This window comes from Ensifer sp. ENS07, from assembly GCF_014852185.1.
Lineage (GTDB): Bacteria > Pseudomonadota > Alphaproteobacteria > Rhizobiales > Rhizobiaceae > Ensifer > Ensifer adhaerens.
In genome coordinates, this window is record NZ_JACVBE010000002.1 from 1,054,368 (window position 1) to 1,070,115 (window position 15,748).

13 protein-coding genes are annotated in these 15,748 nt (G+C 63.7%); 9 read left to right on the forward strand and 4 right to left on the reverse strand.

Annotated features, from left to right (window positions below; all coding sequences use genetic code 11):
* Nucleotides 1-218 precede the first annotated feature (218 nt).
* From IB277_RS12310 to IB277_RS12335, 6 genes are all read left to right on the forward strand, one after another.
* Entirely contained in the window at nt 219-1,175 is a 957-nt protein-coding gene (locus IB277_RS12310) for a choline ABC transporter substrate-binding protein (protein ID WP_034788927.1), read from the forward strand.
* 82 nt (nt 1,176-1,257) lie between these two features.
* The gene (gene choW, locus IB277_RS12315) at nt 1,258-2,103 is read left to right on the forward strand and encodes a choline ABC transporter permease subunit (RefSeq protein ID WP_034788930.1); all 846 of its coding nucleotides are present in this window, start codon (nt 1,258-1,260) and stop codon (nt 2,101-2,103) included.
* Nucleotides 2,100-3,149 carry a choline ABC transporter ATP-binding protein gene (gene choV / locus IB277_RS12320; protein WP_090298406.1) on the forward strand — a complete coding sequence of 350 codons (1,050 nt, stop codon included), beginning with the start codon at nt 2,100-2,102 and terminating at the stop codon, nt 3,147-3,149. The genes choW and choV overlap by 4 nt, the downstream gene beginning before the upstream one ends.
* 93 nt (nt 3,150-3,242) lie before the next feature.
* Nucleotides 3,243-3,986, forward strand: a complete 744-nt coding sequence (locus IB277_RS12325) for a HugZ family protein (protein WP_090298404.1) — start codon at nt 3,243-3,245, stop codon at nt 3,984-3,986.
* A gap of 119 nt (nt 3,987-4,105) precedes the next feature.
* Entirely contained in the window at nt 4,106-4,450 is a 345-nt protein-coding gene (locus IB277_RS12330) for a helix-turn-helix transcriptional regulator (protein WP_034788940.1), read from the forward strand.
* A 190-nt stretch (nt 4,451-4,640) separates the two neighbouring features.
* Nucleotides 4,641-5,678 (forward strand): Gfo/Idh/MocA family protein, encoded by a 1,038-nt coding sequence (locus IB277_RS12335; RefSeq protein ID WP_090298403.1) that lies wholly within the window; start codon nt 4,641-4,643, stop codon nt 5,676-5,678.
* 44 nt (nt 5,679-5,722) lie between these two features.
* Here IB277_RS12335 and IB277_RS12340 read toward each other — a convergent pair whose 3' ends face one another.
* Both IB277_RS12340 and IB277_RS12345 read right to left on the reverse strand, forming a co-directional pair.
* Nucleotides 5,723-6,811, reverse strand: a complete 1,089-nt coding sequence (locus tag IB277_RS12340) for a Gfo/Idh/MocA family protein (protein ID WP_210336608.1) — start codon at nt 6,809-6,811, stop codon at nt 5,723-5,725.
* A 60-nt stretch (nt 6,812-6,871) separates the two neighbouring features.
* Nucleotides 6,872-9,124, reverse strand: coding sequence for a glycoside hydrolase family 9 protein (locus IB277_RS12345; RefSeq protein WP_244546797.1), 2,253 nt, complete (start codon nt 9,122-9,124; stop codon nt 6,872-6,874).
* A gap of 264 nt (nt 9,125-9,388) precedes the next feature.
* Between IB277_RS12345 and IB277_RS12350 the strand changes: the two genes are divergently transcribed.
* A complete protein-coding gene (locus IB277_RS12350) occupies nt 9,389-10,714 on the forward strand; it encodes an aspartate aminotransferase family protein (RefSeq protein WP_034788948.1) in 1,326 nt (441 codons plus the stop codon).
* Between the two features lie 130 nt (nt 10,715-10,844).
* Nucleotides 10,845-12,542: an adenine deaminase gene (ade, locus tag IB277_RS12355; protein WP_060528885.1), complete on the forward strand. Its 1,698-nt coding sequence runs from the start codon at nt 10,845-10,847 to the stop codon at nt 12,540-12,542.
* A 13-nt stretch (nt 12,543-12,555) separates the two neighbouring features.
* Here ade and aac(6') read toward each other — a convergent pair whose 3' ends face one another.
* Nucleotides 12,556-13,020, reverse strand: a complete 465-nt coding sequence (gene aac(6'), locus IB277_RS12360) for an aminoglycoside 6'-N-acetyltransferase (RefSeq protein ID WP_090298396.1) — start codon at nt 13,018-13,020, stop codon at nt 12,556-12,558.
* Entirely contained in the window at nt 13,020-14,651 is a 1,632-nt protein-coding gene (locus IB277_RS12365) for an alpha-glucosidase family protein (protein WP_090298391.1), read from the reverse strand. Before IB277_RS12365 ends, aac(6') begins: the two co-directional genes overlap by 1 nt.
* 174 nt (nt 14,652-14,825) lie before the next feature.
* On the opposite strand from IB277_RS12365, the gene IB277_RS12370 reads away from it, so the two are divergent.
* On the forward strand, nt 14,826-15,743 hold the full coding sequence (locus tag IB277_RS12370; protein WP_090298387.1) for a sugar kinase: 918 nt from the start codon (nt 14,826-14,828) through the stop codon (nt 15,741-15,743).
* Nucleotides 15,744-15,748: the final 5 nt, after the last annotated feature.

Consider the following 15,748-nt stretch of genomic DNA (forward strand, 5'->3'; position numbering starts at 1 on the left):
GTAATGACGAGGCTTGGCCGGGAAGGCCAGAGCCCGTTTGCAGCACCCACAGTTTTTCGGCGGACTAGACTATTTCGTGGACATTGCGACATCGAGCGTCGCATCGTGCACCCCGCCAGCATATTGACGCAATACACTTCCTCCGACATCAAAGCGCTTGAATTCGCTATCCAATGGTGTTTGGCTAAAACAATAATCGAGGCAGGGGAACGACAACGATGAAAAAACGACTCTCTCTCAAACTGATACTGGCAGGCGCCGTTTCGGTCGTCGCCATCACCGCTCAGCAGGCTGCAGCTGCCGAGCCGGAAAGCTGTGGCACCGTCCGTTTCTCCGACGTCGGATGGACGGATATCACCGCAACCACTGCCACCGTTTCCACCGTTCTAAAGGGCCTCGGCTACCAGACCGACATCAAGGTTCTCTCGGTTCCGGTCACCTACACCTCGCTCAAGAACAAGGACATCGACGTCTTCCTCGGCAACTGGATGCCGACCCAGGAAAACGATGTTCGTCCCTTCCTCGACGACAAGTCGGTCGAATCCTTCGGGCCGAACCTGGTCGGTGCCAAGTACACGCTGGCGACCAACGCCAAGGGCGCCGAGCTCGGCATCAAGGACTTCAAGGATATCGCCACCAAGAAGACCGAACTCGACGGCAAGATCTACGGCATCGAGCCGGGTAATGACGGCAACCGCCTGATCATCGACATGGTCGACAAGGATACCTTCGGCCTCAAGGGCTTCGAAGTGGTCGAATCCTCCGAGCAGGGCATGCTGGCGCAGGTCGCCCGTGCCGAAAAGGACGGCGCGCCGGTCGTCTTCCTCGGCTGGGAACCGCATCCGATGAACGCCAACTTCAAGCTGACCTATCTTTCGGGTGGCGACGACATCTTCGGCGCCAATTTCGGCGGCGCGGAAGTCTTCACCAATGTGCGTGCCGGCTACACCACCGAGTGCCCCAACGTCGGCAAGCTTTTGACCAACCTCAAGTTCTCGCTCCAGATGGAAAACGAGATCATGGGCAAGATCCTGAACGACGGCCAGGAGCCGGACAAGGCGGCCGAGGAATGGCTGAAGGCCAACCCGACTGCCGTCGATCCGTGGCTCGCCGGCGTGACCGCCAAGGATGGCGGCGACGGCTTGGCCGCAGTCAAGGCCGCGCTCGGCCTCTGATCGGCATCAAGGCGGGGAATGACCCCGCCTTTTTTCACCGCGTCATGCGCTCCTTTTTGACCTGACGAGACGGATTACCTTCGTGGAATATCTGACCGATAACCGCATCCCCATCGGCGGCTGGGCCAAGGCATTCGTCGACTGGCTGACGACGAATTTCGATTTCTTCTTCGACCAGCTCGCCCGCTTCCTTCAGGCCGTCGCCGACTCGCTGCTCTGGGTGCTTTATGCCCCGCACCCGCTGATCGTCGTCGCCGTCATCACCGGGCTCGCCTGGTGGTTCCGCCGTTCGATCGGCATAACGCTGTTCACCGGCCTGGGCCTGCTCCTGATTATCAACCAGGGCTACTGGAAGGAAACGACGGAAACCCTGGCGCTTGTGCTCGCTGCCACCGCCGTGAGCATGGCCGTCGGCGTGCCGCTCGGCATCGCAGCCGCCCGTCGCCCATGGGTCTACGCCGTCATGCGGCCGATCCTCGACCTGATGCAGACGATCCCGACCTTCGTCTATCTGATCCCGGCGCTGATCCTCTTCGGCCTCGGCATGGTTCCGGGTCTGATCGCGACCGTGATCTTCGCCATTCCCGCACCGATCCGGCTGACGCGCCTCGGCATCATCTCGACGCCGCCGTCGCTGGTGGAAGCCGCACAGGCCTTCGGCGCGACGCCCGGCCAGGTATTGCGCAAGGTGGAGCTGCCCTTTGCCATGCCGCAGATCATGGCTGGCCTCACCCAGACCATCATGCTGTCGCTGTCGATGGTGGTTATCGCCGCGCTCGTCGGCGCCAGCGGTCTCGGCGTTCCGGTCGTGAGAGCCTTGAACACGGTCAACATCGCCAAGGGCTTCGAAGCCGGCCTTTGCATCGTCATCCTGGCGATCATTCTCGACCGCCTTTTCCGCTCGTCCGACGAAGGAGAAGGCGCATGACCAACGCCGTCGTTTTCAAGAATGTCGACATCATCTTCGGCAACAACCCTCAAGTCGCGCTGCAGATGGTCGACCAGGGCAAGACCCGCGACGAGATCGGCGCCGAAACCGGCCTCGTGCTCGGCGTTGCCGGCGCCTCGCTCGAAATCACCGAGGGCGAGATCCTCGTGCTGATGGGGCTTTCGGGCTCCGGCAAGTCGACGCTGCTGCGCGCGGTCAACGGCCTTGCCCCGGTCGTGCGGGGCGACGTCGAGGTGAAGACCGCAAATGGTGCGCTCAATCCCTATCGAACCAATCCGAAGTCGCTGCGCGACTTCCGCATGCACACGGTCTCGATGGTGTTTCAGCAGTTCGCGCTTCTGCCCTGGCGCACCGTCGCCGACAATGTCGGCTTCGGGCTTGAGCTTGCCGGCATGCCGGACGTCGAACGCAAGGCGCGCGTCGGCGAACAGCTCGAACTCGTCAATCTCTCGAAATGGGCGGGTCGCAAGGTCAACGAGCTTTCGGGCGGCATGCAGCAGCGCGTCGGGCTTGCCCGCGCCTTTGCGACCGGTGCACCGATCCTGTTGATGGACGAGCCGTTCTCGGCCCTCGACCCCTTGATCCGCACCCGCCTGCAGGACGAGTTGCTGGAGTTCCAGCGGCGGCTGAAGAAGACCATCATCTTCGTCAGCCACGATCTCGACGAGGCCTTCCGTATCGGCAACCGCATCGCCATCATGGAGGGCGGGCGCATCATCCAGTGCGGCACGCCGCAAGATATCGTCAAGAACCCGGCGAACCAGTATGTCGCCGATTTCGTCCAGCACATGAACCCGATCACCATGCTGACGGCGAAAGACGTCATGCAGACCGGTGTCCAGCGCGGAGTGACTGTTGCCGGCGTGACCGCGACGGCCAAGCCCACGACACCGCTCGTCGACATCCTCGACGCCATGTCCCGCCAGCCGGGCAGCATCGGGGTCGTCGACAACGGTTCCGTGGTCGGCACCATCGACGCCCAGGATATCGTCCAGGGACTGACGCGCCACCGCAACAAAAGTTGACGAAGCCGCTCAACAAGCCAATAAAAGCCCGGAGCGTCGTTCCGGGCTTTTTTCGTCCCGGCGACGACCGCATGGCAGGAAAAGGGAAAGACCATGAGCGACAAGCCGAACGTTCTGCGCGACACCGATGACGAAGCCCGCACGCTGGCCCGCACGCTTCTGCGGGGCGCGCGCAGCGCATCGCTTGCGGCGATCGAGCCGGAGAGCGGCGGCTTCCCCTTCGTCAGCCGCGTGCTCGTCGGCATGGATGTCGACGGGGTGCCTGTCATCCTGATCTCGAAACTGTCGACACACACGCAGGCGCTGCTGGCCGACGCCAGGGCCTCGCTCCTGACCGGCGAGCCTGGCAAGGGCGACCCCCTCGCCCATCCTCGCCTGACCGTGCAATGTACCGCCGAACAGGTTGCGCGCGACAGCGAAGAACATAGCCGAATCCGCGAGCGATTCGTCCGCCGCCACCCCAAGGCGAAACTTTACGTCGATTTTCCCGATTTCGGCTTCTTCCGGCTGTCGCCGCTGCGTGCCAGCCTCAACGGCGGCTTCGGCCGCGCCTATGTCTTGACCGCCGAAGACCTTCTGATTGACACGCCTGCCATCGCCTCGCTCGCCGCGATGGAGGCGAACGCGATCGATCACATGAATACGGATCATTCTGACGCAGTTCAGCGCTATGCGGTGAAGCTCTGCAAGGCACCGGAAGGCAACTGGAAAGTCGTGGGTATCGACGCCGCGGGGCTCGATCTTGCAGATGGCGATCAGCTAAAACGCCTTGAGTTCCCGACACCTATCGAAGATAGTTCCAATTTACGGGCAATTTTGCGTGAACTTAACGGTTAATCGCTGGAGAGCTACCCCCATTTCTTGCAGTAGGTGGTTGCCCTTTTATGCATCACGACTAATTATCTTGCTTCGTCAACCATAACTACGTGTGATGTAATTTTCGCATGGAGCACGCAATGCAGCCACTTTCGCCTGAAAAACACGATGAAGCCGAGGTAGCAGCCGGTTTCCTCTCGGCCATGGCAAATCCTAAGCGCCTCCTCATCCTCGATTCCCTCGTGAAGGAAGAGATGGCAGTCGGCGCATTGGCCAACAAGGTTGGGCTGAGCCAGTCGGCTCTCTCCCAGCATCTTTCTAAGCTCCGTGCTCAGAATCTCGTCAGCACCCGTCGCGATGCGCAGACGATTTACTATTCGAGCTCATCCGACGCGGTCATGCGGATTCTAGGCACGCTCAATCAAATCTACGGTGACGACCAGAGCGCCACTGCAGAAAAGACTCCGGTCCGTAAATCGGCCTGATATTCGGTCCGCATCTGCGGACCCGTTCGGACAGCCCCACACGAGAAATCGCGCGGGGCTTATTCTTTGGCGGATAGTCTTCCCAGTTTGCACGCGAAAGGTGCCGGCGCTTGCTGGCATTTACCGAGCCTTGAGACTTCCGGGGCACGATGCGCCGCGACAGAATCAGCCGGAAAGCGGACATCGGGATATGCGTGACAAGGTCCGCTGGGGCATCGCCGGAACCGGCACGATCGCAAACAGTCTTGCCTCGGACTTCCGCTTCGCAACCCATGCGAGCCTCGTCGCCGTCTCGTCCCGCAGCGCGCAGAAGGCCGAGAGCTTCGCTGGGCGTTTCGGCGGCATCCGCGGCTATCAGGGCATCGAGGCACTGGCGGCCTCTCCCGATATCGACGCGATCTACGTCGCCTCACCCAATGCTGAGCACCTTCAACAGACCACCCTCGCCTTGGCCGCCGGCAAAGCCGTTCTCGTCGAAAAGCCGCTGACGACGTCGTCGTCCGACGCGCGCACGCTTGCAAACGCCGCTGCCGCCGGCAGCACCTTCGCCATGGAAGCGTTGTGGACCTGTTTCCTTCCGGCGATTTCCAGGGGTCGCGAACTGCTCACGGCCGGAACGCTCGGCGCGATCCGCCATGTCCGGGCGGACCTCGCCTACGAGAAAGCGTTCGATGCCGGCAGCCGGTTCTTCGATCCGGTGCTCGGCGGCGGGTCGATGCTCGACCTCGGCATTTATCCGATCGCCCTTTGCCTCAATCTGTTCGGGCACCCCGGGTCCGTCGATGGCACATGGAAGCGCGCGCCGACCGGCGTCGACAGTTCAGCCAAGATCAAGCTGGCCTATGACGGCTTTGACGCTGAACTCGGCTGCGGCTTCGATCGAAACGGGCACAATCGCTTCGTTATCGAGGGCGAGCGCGGCACGCTGGTTATCGACACGCCGTTTCTGAAGGCAAGCCGCCTCTTCGTTTCCACCGGCGGCGCGGCGCGCAAGCTACTGGCTTTAAACGGAAAAACGGCCTACCGGCTGGCCCGGCATATCCCCCTGCCCGGCCTTACCCGCCACGATCATCACTTCCCCGGGAGCGGCCTGCAATTCGAGATCGAGGCGGCAAGCGCGGCGATTATCGATGGCCGCAGCGAACATCCGTTGATGCCGCTATCGGCCAGCATAAAGGCCCTGGAAATCATCGAGACGGTCCGCTCAAGGACACCTGAGGCAGGCTAGTTCTACCTCGAAACGGAACGCAAAACGTGGCCGACGCTGCGCCTCTAGAGGTCGAGCGGACGGTAGTCCCGCCAGCCGCCGTTGAGCGCCAACACCACCTCCGTCAGATGTCGCGCCGTCGCGCCGGAGAAAAACGGTGTTTCGCCGCCTTTGAGCGCCTGCGCCTGCACTGCAATGCCGCGCACGAAATCGATCTGCGACGGAAAGGCCGGAAGCGCACTTGCCGATGGCGCCGTCGGATAGCGCATCTTGGTTCCGGGATAGAGCCGAAGCGGAAGCTTGCGACCGAGTTTCCACTCCAGCCAGTCGAGCCCGCGATGCAGGAGCGGCCGCTTCGCCCCGAAGATCTCCAGATGGATCGGCGAGCGATCGTCCCAGAGATCGCGAACGGCGATCATGCCCTTTTCGCCGATGATCGTCAGCGAGCGGTCGCGCGGCGCCGCCAGGCCGCAGGTGACCCGCGCCGTCAGGCCGGAGCGGAACGTCAGGCAACCCACGGAAAAATCGGGCCCGAGCGCCAGCGTCTCGGTTCCCGGCCCCTTGTCCGGAAAGGTCAGCGCCGAGACGGCACTGACTTCGGCGACCGGGCCGAAGAGCGAGACAAGCCAGCTTGCTGCATAACCCGCATGTTCGAGCGTGCAGCCGACCTCGAACTCATGCACGCCCGGCCAGCGGGCGCCCGAGCGGCTGCGCCAGGCGCGCCAGTTGGCCTTGAACACCGGGCCATCTTCCATCTCGGCATAGACAAGCCGCGGCGTGCCAATGGCACCGTCCGCAAGCAGACGGGCGCAGAGCGCCTGCGCGTCGCTGAGCCCATTGGCCGGTGCACCGGCCAGAACAAGCCCCTTGGCCCTTGCCAGGTCGACGAGTTCGCTCGCCTGCTCCACCGTCATCGCCAGGGGCTTTTCGCAATAGACGTGCTTTCCGGCCGAAAGCGCCCGGCAATTTACGGTATAGTGGCTCTCCGGCGTCGTCAGATTGACGACGATCGACACCGCGGGATCGGCAAGCACGGCGTCGAGCGAGGCATAGGGCGAAACCTTCCAGTAGCGTGCGAACGCGTCGAGGCGCTCGGCATCGCGGTCCCAGACGCCGGTGAGCCGCAGCTCCGGATGGTTGGCAAGCGTCGTCATGTAATAGTCGGCGACGAAGCCGGTTCCGACAAAGGCAATCCCGGTCACGCTTTCAGTCTCCTATCGCGCGTCAGCCAGGAACGACGCGACGTAAACGAGCGGCGCATTCCAGTTGATGGCGATTTCGTTGGACCCATAGGCTTCGATATCGTCGACATAGCAGGTTTGCGGCGCGCAACCGCGCAGCCGCTCCCTGGCGATGTCGTCGACAAAGGTCGAGTTCGGACCGCCGGCAAGCGAACCGACGGGCGGATTTGGCAGCTGCGGATCGCGCTGACGGGCATACCAGCGGCTGTGCTGGTTCTGCGGCGAGCGGCTGCCATAGCCGGTTATGTAGGAAAGCCCCATCGCATTGCGCCCGAGGATGTAGTCCATGCCCTCGCGCGCGCCGTCGAGAAAGACCCTGTCGCCGGAGAGATCATAGGCGGCCGACAGCACGACGATGTTCTGCAGCATCAACTGGTTCGATCCCCAGTCGTAGCGGCGCTCGTTCGGCCGGTAGACGATACCGAATGGCTCCGCCTGTTGCAGCGACAGCAGGTGCTGAGCGCTCGTGAGCACCGAATTGCGGATCGTTTCCTGATCGACCGCCGGCAGCGCCCTGCCATAAAGGGCGAGTTGCAGCCGCGCGAAGCCGGCAACGTCGCGCCAGTTGAAAGCGCCGCCGGGCGAAAACACATCCGCCTCCCAGAGCGGCGAGGCCCGCAGGGTCTTGAGATATTCGCCGTTGCCGGTCGTCAGATAAAGCTCGGTCGCCGCCCAGAAAAGCTCGTCGGAAATGCTGTCGTCGTCGTAGTCGCCGCCGCCGCCGAACCCATCGGACTTGGGGGCAAGGAGCGCCGGATTGGCATTCGCCGCCACCCACGCCTTGCGCGCCGCCGAAAGCAGCCGCGCAGAAAATGTCGGGTTATGCTCGGCAAAGAGCCGCGCGCCCTGGGCAGCCACCGCCGCAACATCGAGCGTCGCCGCGGTCGAGGGGCGGTAAAGCGCGCGCGGCTGCGGGTCGTCGCCCGGCAGCATCGGTGCGGCGGTCCAGGCCGTATCGTGGATCTTGTGGTGCACCATGCCGGCGAGCGGTTCTCCATCCGGGACCATCATCCGCAGCAAGAACTCCAGCTCCCAGCGCGCCTCGTCGAGAATATCCGGAAGGCCATTGCCGTTTTCCGGAATGCGCGACAGCCCGTCGCGCATCACCGCCGATTTGGGCGCAAACGTCAGGCCGCGTTCGTAGGCGGCAAGCAGTTGCGCAGCAGCCAGCGCTCCGGTCACCGCATATTTGCCGTGGTCGCCCGCGTCATACCAGCCGCCGGTCACGTCCAGTTGGTAGGAACAGGACCAGCCGCCGTAGAGCGCCTCGGCCTGCGCGCCGCCAAGGCACGGAACCGCCTTGTCGCCCTGGTTCGGCGCGACGCCGACATGGCCGGCCGATCGGGCATAGGCCTTGCCGGCGATCGCCCCCCTGATCTCGATCCCGCTTCTTTGCGGGTAGAACCAGGATAGCGCATCGACCCGCAACCGCGTGTAGAGATCCTCGCCGATCGAAAAGCGGTCGCTTGCCCAGTCGCCGGACACCAGTCGATAGCCGTCGCCCGGCGTCTTGAACGCCGAGAAGTCCGCAACCTGCGTCTCGACCCCGGCCGTCGGATCGAAACCGTGGGGCTGCGTCTTGCCCTTGCCGACGATCCTGTCCGCAGAATCCAACAGTCGAAAATCGATGGGTTGTTTCGCATCGGCGACGAAGGTCGCCCGCTTCGGGCCATCCGTCAGGTAGCCGAGCTGGTTGACGCGAATGGCCGGCCCTTCGGCCGCCCGCCGCGCCGCCGGCGAGGAAGCCCCGGTCGCCACCAGCGAGACGTCGTCGAGGCAGACACGGCCGCCCTCGCCGCCGCCAAGCGGAAAAACGAGCTGCGCTTCGTCCGGCTCCTGCCCCGCGAACTCCGCCGAAAAAAGGCTGCCCTCCGGCGTGCCTTCCATCGTGAATTCGTCCACCATGGTCCAGGGATCGGCGGCGCGCTGCACCCTTGCCTGGACGCTGCGCGCCGGCTCGGCGATCACCCTCATCGACAAACGGTAGATGCGACCGGGCTCGAGCTTCAAGCCATTGGTGCCGATGAGTTGGCTCCAGGCTTCACCGCCCCGCGCAACCTCGACGCAAAGCCGGCCGTTCTCGCGCGCGAACGCCAGCCCGTCGCTCGCCCAGAACGTGTCCTGTCTTTTGTCAAAGTGGCCGTCAGCAATCAGTTCGGCGCCCTTTGCCAGGCCCGGCAGGAAGAGCACGGCAATCGCCGCGTGTGCTATCCCGAACCTCGACACGTTTCCAACTCCGAACTCGCCGGCCACCCAAAAGGCGCCACGGAGCCGACAAGCCATGGCAGCAGAGCGTTGCCGCAAACAAGTTAAGCTTGAGAAAAGATCCGGCGGCGCGGCGAAATTTCGCTGTCGCCAAGACCCGTCGCGACCTGTCTGGCGGACCGGTGCGAGGCTTGACGCGCCTCGGCGCCCTGATAGTTTGACCAAAGGGTAAAAATTTGGGCGGCAGCACCGCCCGGACGACAAGAGAGACCGAGGAGAACTGGAATGTCGAACCGCCTTAACACGCCGAACGACCTGCGTGCTTTCTGGATGCCGTTCACTGCGAACCGGCAGTTCAAGAAGGAACCGCGCCTCTTCGTCGGCGCCAAGGACATGCACTACACGACCCATGACGGCCGCACGGTACTGGACGGCACGGCGGGTCTGTGGTGCGTCAACGCCGGCCATTGTCGCCCGAAGATCACCGAGGCGATCCGTGAGCAGGCGGGCGAGCTCGACTATGCGCCGGCCTTCCAGCTCGGCCACCCCAAGGCCTTCGAACTGGCAAACCGCCTGGTCGACATCGCGCCCGAGGGCATGAACCACGTTCTCTACACCAACTCTGGCTCGGAATCGGTAGACACCGCGCTGAAGGTGGCACTCGCCTATCACCGCGCCAAGGGCGACGGCTCGCGTTTCCGCCTGATTGGTCGCGAGCGCGGCTATCACGGCGTCAACTTCGGCGGCATTTCGGTCGGCGGCATCGTCTCCAACCGCAAGATGTTCGGCACGCTTCTGACCGGCGTCGACCATATGCCGCACACCCACTTGCCGGCCCAGAATGGCTTCACCCGCGGCGAGCCCGAGCATGGCGGCGATATCGCGACCGAACTCGAGCGTATCGTTACGCTGCATGACGCCTCCACCATCGCAGCCGTCATCGTCGAACCGGTGGCCGGCTCCACCGGCGTGCTGATCCCGCCGAAGGGCTACCTGCAGAAACTGCGCGAGATCTGCACCAAGCACGGCATCCTGCTGATTTTCGATGAAGTCATCACCGGTTTCGGCCGCCTCGGCACGCCGTTTGCCGCGCAGTATTTCGACGTGAAGCCGGATATCATTACGACCGCAAAGGGTCTCACCAACGGCGTCATCCCGATGGGTGCGGTCTTCGTCACCTCCGAGATCCATGATGCCTTCATGAATGGCCCGGAGCACATGATCGAGTTCTTCCACGGCTACACCTATTCGGGCAACCCGATCGCCTCGGCCGCCGCCCTCGGCACGCTCGACACCTACAAGGAAGAGGGCCTCTTGACCCGCGCCGCCGAGTTGGCACCCTATTGGGAAGAGGGCCTGCACTCGCTGAAGGACTGCCCGCATGTCATCGACATCCGCAATCTCGGCCTGATCGGCGCGATCGAGCTGCAGCCGATCGCCGGCGAGCCGACGAAGCGCGCTTTCTCCGCCTTCCTCAAGGCCTATGAGAGCGGCCTCTTGATCCGCACCACCGGCGACATCATTGCGCTGTCACCGCCGCTGATCATCAGCAAGGCAGAAATCGACGAGCTGTTCGGCAAGCTGCGCGCCGTTCTCAACAGCAATATCTAAGCAGGCCTCGTCGAGACTGTCAGAACCCTTTCCCCGGCAACGGGGGAAGGGTTACTCTTATCCGCAACAATGAAGCCAAGCGTCGTCCCGCCGAGACATCCGGGGCGCGTATAAGAAATGGAGTTGCCTCATGTCCGAAGCGCTGGAACGCTATATCGATCAGGGCGTCGGACGCGAGCCGGCTGACATCGTCTTGAAGGGCGGGCAGTTCTTCGATCTCGTCACTGGCGAACTGGTCGCCTCCGACATCGCGATCTCCGGCGACCGCATCGTCGGCACCTTCGGCAGCTACGAGGGGCGCGAGGAAATCGACATCACCGGCCGCATCGTCGTGCCCGGGTTCATCGACACCCATCTGCACATCGAATCCTCGCTGGTCACCCCGCACGAGTTCGACCGCTGCGTTCTGCCGCTCGGCATCACCACGGTCGTCTGCGATCCGCACGAGATCGCCAACGTGCTCGGTACCGAGGGCATCGAGTATTTCCTGGATTCGGCACTCGAGACGATCATGGACATCCGCGTCCAGCTCTCCTCCTGCGTGCCGGCGACGCATCTGGAAACGTCGGGCGCCGACCTGCCGATCGAACGTCTCCTGCCCTTCCGCCACCATCCGAAAGTCATTGGCCTTGCCGAGTTCATGAACTTTCCGGGTGTTGTGCACAAGGACCCGGTCTGCCTCGCCAAGCTCGATGCCTTCCAGGGCGCCCATATCGACGGCCACGCACCGCTGCTTTCAGGCAAGGACCTGAACGGCTATCTCGCAGCCGGTATCCGCACCGATCATGAATGCACCAGCGCTGAAGAAGCCATGGAGAAGATCCGCAAGGGCATGCACATCCTCGTGCGAGAGGGCTCGGTCTCCAAGGACCTGCATGCGCTGATGCCCATCATCACCGAGCGGCTGTCGCCGCACCTGGCGCTCTGCACCGACGACCGCAACCCGCTCGACATCGCCGAGCAGGGTCACCTCGACCATATGATCCGCACGGCGATATCCGCCGGCGTCGAGCCGCTGGCGATCTACCGCGCCGCCTCGATCTCGGCCGCCCGCGCCTTCGGTCTGCGCGACCGCGGCTTGGTCGCGCCCGGCTGGCGCGCCGATCTCGTGGTCATCGACAGCCTGGAAAACTGCAAGGCCGAAACGGTGTTCTCCGGTGGTCGCCGCGTCACCGACGCGCTCTTTGCCACCCGCAAGACGGTCGCCCCCGTCGGGCTCGACAGCGTCAAGGCCGGCCAAGTCCATGCCAGCGCCTTCGGCATTCCGGTCGCAGACGGCGACACCTCGGTCATCGGCGTTCTGCCCGGCAAGATCATCACCGAGCACCGCCGCTACCGCCTGCCGGCGGTCGGCAACCAGACCGGCGTCGATCTCGGCCGCGACATCATCAAGGTCGCCGTCATCGAACGCCACGGCGTCAACGGCAACCATGCCAATGGCTTCGTGCAGGGGTTCGGGCTGAAGAAAGGCGCGATCGCCTCGACCGTCGGCCATGACAGCCACAACATCTGCGTCGTTGGCGTCAACGACGAGGACATGGCGATCGCCGCCAACCGGCTCGGCGAGATCAAGGGCGGTTTCGTCGTCGTCGAGGACGGCAAGGTGACCGGCGAGATCGCGCTTCCGGTCGCAGGCCTGATGAGCCTCGAGCCCTATGAGAGCGTCCGTGACACGCTGCACGACCTGCGCCACGCCGCCTTCGCGCTCGGCGCAACGCTGGAGGAGCCGTTCCTGCAGCTCGCCTTCCTGCCGCTGCCGGTCATCCCGCATCTGAAGATCTCGGATCGCGGGCTGGTCGATGTCGACAAGTTCATGCTGATCGGGTGATTGGCGGCGGCACTCAGTTGTCGGCCACGGCGGGCGCCAGTTCCTTGCGGAAATAGACGACGCGCTCCGTCTCCTCGAAGCCAAGCGCCATGTGCAGGCTTTGGCTCCTCAGATTGTCGGTCGCCGTGTCGGAGGCGAGTTCCTGGCAGCCCCGGCTTGTCGCCCAGCGTTCGACCGCGGTGATCAGGGCGCGCGCCACGCCGCGACGGCGGTAGGCGGGCAAGACGTAAATGCCTTCGAGGAAGCCGACGGGCGAGGTCTCGCAGCCGTTAACGTAATCGTGGCGGATCGACGCTTCAGCGAAACCGGCAGCGACACCGGCTTCGTCCTCGCAAAGGAACGAAGCGTAGCGGTCGCGCTCCGCGAGACTGGATTCGACTTCGGCGCGATGATCCGCCGCCGGTGTATCCGGCCAGAGCGCCAGACGCATCTCGACCCAGCGGCCGATGGTTTCGCCATCCATCAACAATACGCGCATCAGAACTTCCCTGAGAAGGCCGACAGTCCGGCAACCCTGATGCTACCGGCTTCAAGCCGTGCCGGATATCCGGGCAATTCCAGGGGCTCAACCGCCGACGGCGCCAGAAACTCCAGCGGTTCCCGGGTGAGATTGAAGACGAAGAGCAGCCGCTCGCCGTCTTTCTCGCGAACAAAGGCCAGGAGATCGCTGTTCGTGTCGAGGAACCGCATCGTGCCATCGCTGAGTGCCGGCTGCGATCGGCGGAAGGCGAGCGTCGCGCGATAGTGATCGAGCACCGTGTCCCCGGTCTGCTGGGCGTCGACCGAAAGCCGCCGATGGTCCTCGGGCACCGGCAGCCACGGCTTGCCGGCGGTAAAGCCGGCATTGGCCGCTGCCTGCTCCCAGACCATCGGTGTGCGGCATCCGTCGCGGCCCTTATAGGAGGGCCAGAAACGGATGCCATATGGATCGCGCAGATCCTCGAAAGCAAGCTCCGCCTCCGGCAGCCCCAGCTCCTCGCCCTGATAGAGGCAGATCGAGCCACGCAGGCTGGAAAGCAGTGTGATCGCCAGCCGCGCCACCCTCTCCCGCTCCGCTTCACTGCGGGCAAAGCGGCTGACATGGCGCGTCACGTCGTGGTTGGAAAAGGCCCAGCAGACCCAGCCGTCGGTCACCGCCTTCTGGAAGTTCTCGACGCAGCGGCGGATATGGGTCGCGGTAAAGTCCGGCCCCAGGAGGTCAAAGGTATAGCACATGTTGAGCTTGTCGCCGCCGCTGGTATAGGCGGCCACGGTCTTCAGCGAGCGGGCGCCGTCGCCCACCTCGCCGACGGTCATGCGGCCTTCGTAGCGATCAAGCAACGCCCGGAACCGCGCGAGGAAGGCGATGTTTTCCGGCTGGCTCTTGTCGTGGAGATGGTCCTGCATGCCGTAGGGGTTCACGTCGGGCGCATCGTTGCTGGTGGCATCCGGATCCGGCACGAGCGGCGGGTTGTCCCGCAAGTGCTTGTCGTGGAAGTAGAAGTTCACCGTATCGAGACGGAAGCCGTCGACCCCGCGGTCGAGCCAGAAGCGGGCAGCATCGAGCACCGCGTCCTGAACTTCGGGATTGTGAAAGTTGAGGTCCGGCTGCGAGCCTAAGAAGTTGTGCATGTAATACTGCTTGCGCACCCCGTCCCATTCCCAGGCCGGTCCGCCGAAGATCGACAGCCAGTTGTTGGGCGCCGTGCCGTCCGGCTTAGGATCGGCCCAGACATACCAGTCCGCCTTCCCGTTCGTTCGGCTGGAGCGGCTTTCGACAAACCAGGGATGGCGATCGGCGGTGTGGGAGATCACCTGGTCGATGATCACTTTCAGGCCAAGACGATGGGCCTCGCCAAGCATCTCGTCGAAATCGGCGAGTGTTCCGAACATCGGATCGACGTCGCAGTAATCCGAGACGTCGTAGCCCATGTCGGCCTGCGGCGAGGTGAAGAACGGCGACAGCCAGATCGCATCGACGCCGAGCGAGGCGATGTGCGGCAACCTGCGGGTGACACCCTTGAGATCGCCGATGCCGTCGTCGTCGGTATCCTGGAACGAGCGCGGATAGACCTGATAGATCACCGCACCGCGCCACCAATCGTCACCCGATACCTGCCGAGACGCCATGTAAGCCCCCTGAAGACGGTCTGTCGCGCAAAGGTGTAGCGTTGCCCGGCGCCGGAGTAAACGCCATTCACCGCCACGCACGGATCGCCACCAAACAGCCGGAAACTATCTCTTGCCGAGAACGATCGAGACCCTTATCCCGTCTCAGACGAAATCTTGTGAGGAGGAAAGTCGTTGGCCGGAAAGATGCTTGCGATCGGAGAGTGCATGGTCGAGCTCATGCAGGCGGAAGGCGGGCTCTTGCGCAAAGGCTATGCCGGCGACACGTTCAACGCCGCCTATTATGCGCGGCTCTTCATGCCTGCTGATTGGACCGTCGCCTATTGCTCCGCCGTCGGCACCGACACGGTTTCCGACGAGATGCTGGCCTTCATGGCGGAAAAAGCGATCGACACCTCGGCCGTCCGCCGCATCGAGAACCGCTCGGCAGGCCTCTATATGATCCATCTGAAGGACGGCGAGCGCAGCTTCTCCTACTGGCGCTCGCACTCGGCTGCCAAGCTGCTTGCCGACGACGCCGAGCACCTCCGACGCGCGATCGAAAGCTCCGACCTCATCCTCTTCTCCGGCATCACGCTGGCGATCCTTGCGCCCGATGCCGTAGAAACGCTGCTGTCGGAGCTGCGCCGCGCCAAGGCTGCCGGCAAGACGGTGGTCTTCGACCCGAACATTCGCCCGCGTCTCTGGGACGATGCCGAGCGCATGCGCCGCACGCTGACCGACGGTGCCCGCGCCGCGACCCTGGTGATGCCGAGCTTCGACGACGAGATGACCCATTTCGGCGATGCTTCGATCGACGCGACGATTGCCCGTTACAAGAGCCTGGGCGCCACCAACCTCGTCGTCAAGGATGGCGAGAAGGGTGTGACGCTCGCCTTCGGCGATGCCCCGGTTGAGCATGTGCCGGCGACCCCGGTCGAGCGCGTCGTCGATACGACCAGTGCCGGCGACAGCTTCAACGGCGCCTTCGTCTCCCGCTTGGTGGCGGGCGACAAGCCAGCCCAGGCCGCCACCTTTGCGGCAAGCGTCGCTGCCGGCGTCATCGGCCATCACGGCGCGCTCGTGGCGCGGGAGAAGCTGCCTGCCGCGTGAGCGGC

Excerpts from the sequence above, each read along its gene's own strand:
- IB277_RS12310 (WP_034788927.1), top strand. The coding sequence starts at position 219 with ATGAAAAAACGACTCTCTCTCAAACTGATACTGGCAGGCGCCGTTTCG.
- choV (WP_090298406.1), top strand. The coding sequence starts at position 2,100 with ATGACCAACGCCGTCGTTTTCAAGAATGTCGACATCATCTTCGGCAAC.
- IB277_RS12325 (WP_090298404.1), top strand. The coding sequence starts at position 3,243 with ATGAGCGACAAGCCGAACGTTCTGCGCGACACCGATGACGAAGCCCGC.
- IB277_RS12330 (WP_034788940.1), top strand. The coding sequence starts at position 4,106 with ATGCAGCCACTTTCGCCTGAAAAACACGATGAAGCCGAGGTAGCAGCC.
- IB277_RS12335 (WP_090298403.1), top strand. The coding sequence starts at position 4,641 with ATGCGTGACAAGGTCCGCTGGGGCATCGCCGGAACCGGCACGATCGCA.
- IB277_RS12340 (WP_210336608.1), bottom strand. The coding sequence starts at position 6,811 with ATGACGACGCTTGCCAACCATCCGGAGCTGCGGCTCACCGGCGTCTGG.
- IB277_RS12350 (WP_034788948.1), top strand. The coding sequence starts at position 9,389 with ATGTCGAACCGCCTTAACACGCCGAACGACCTGCGTGCTTTCTGGATG.
- ade (WP_060528885.1), top strand. The coding sequence starts at position 10,845 with ATGTCCGAAGCGCTGGAACGCTATATCGATCAGGGCGTCGGACGCGAG.
- IB277_RS12365 (WP_090298391.1), bottom strand. The coding sequence starts at position 14,651 with ATGGCGTCTCGGCAGGTATCGGGTGACGATTGGTGGCGCGGTGCGGTG.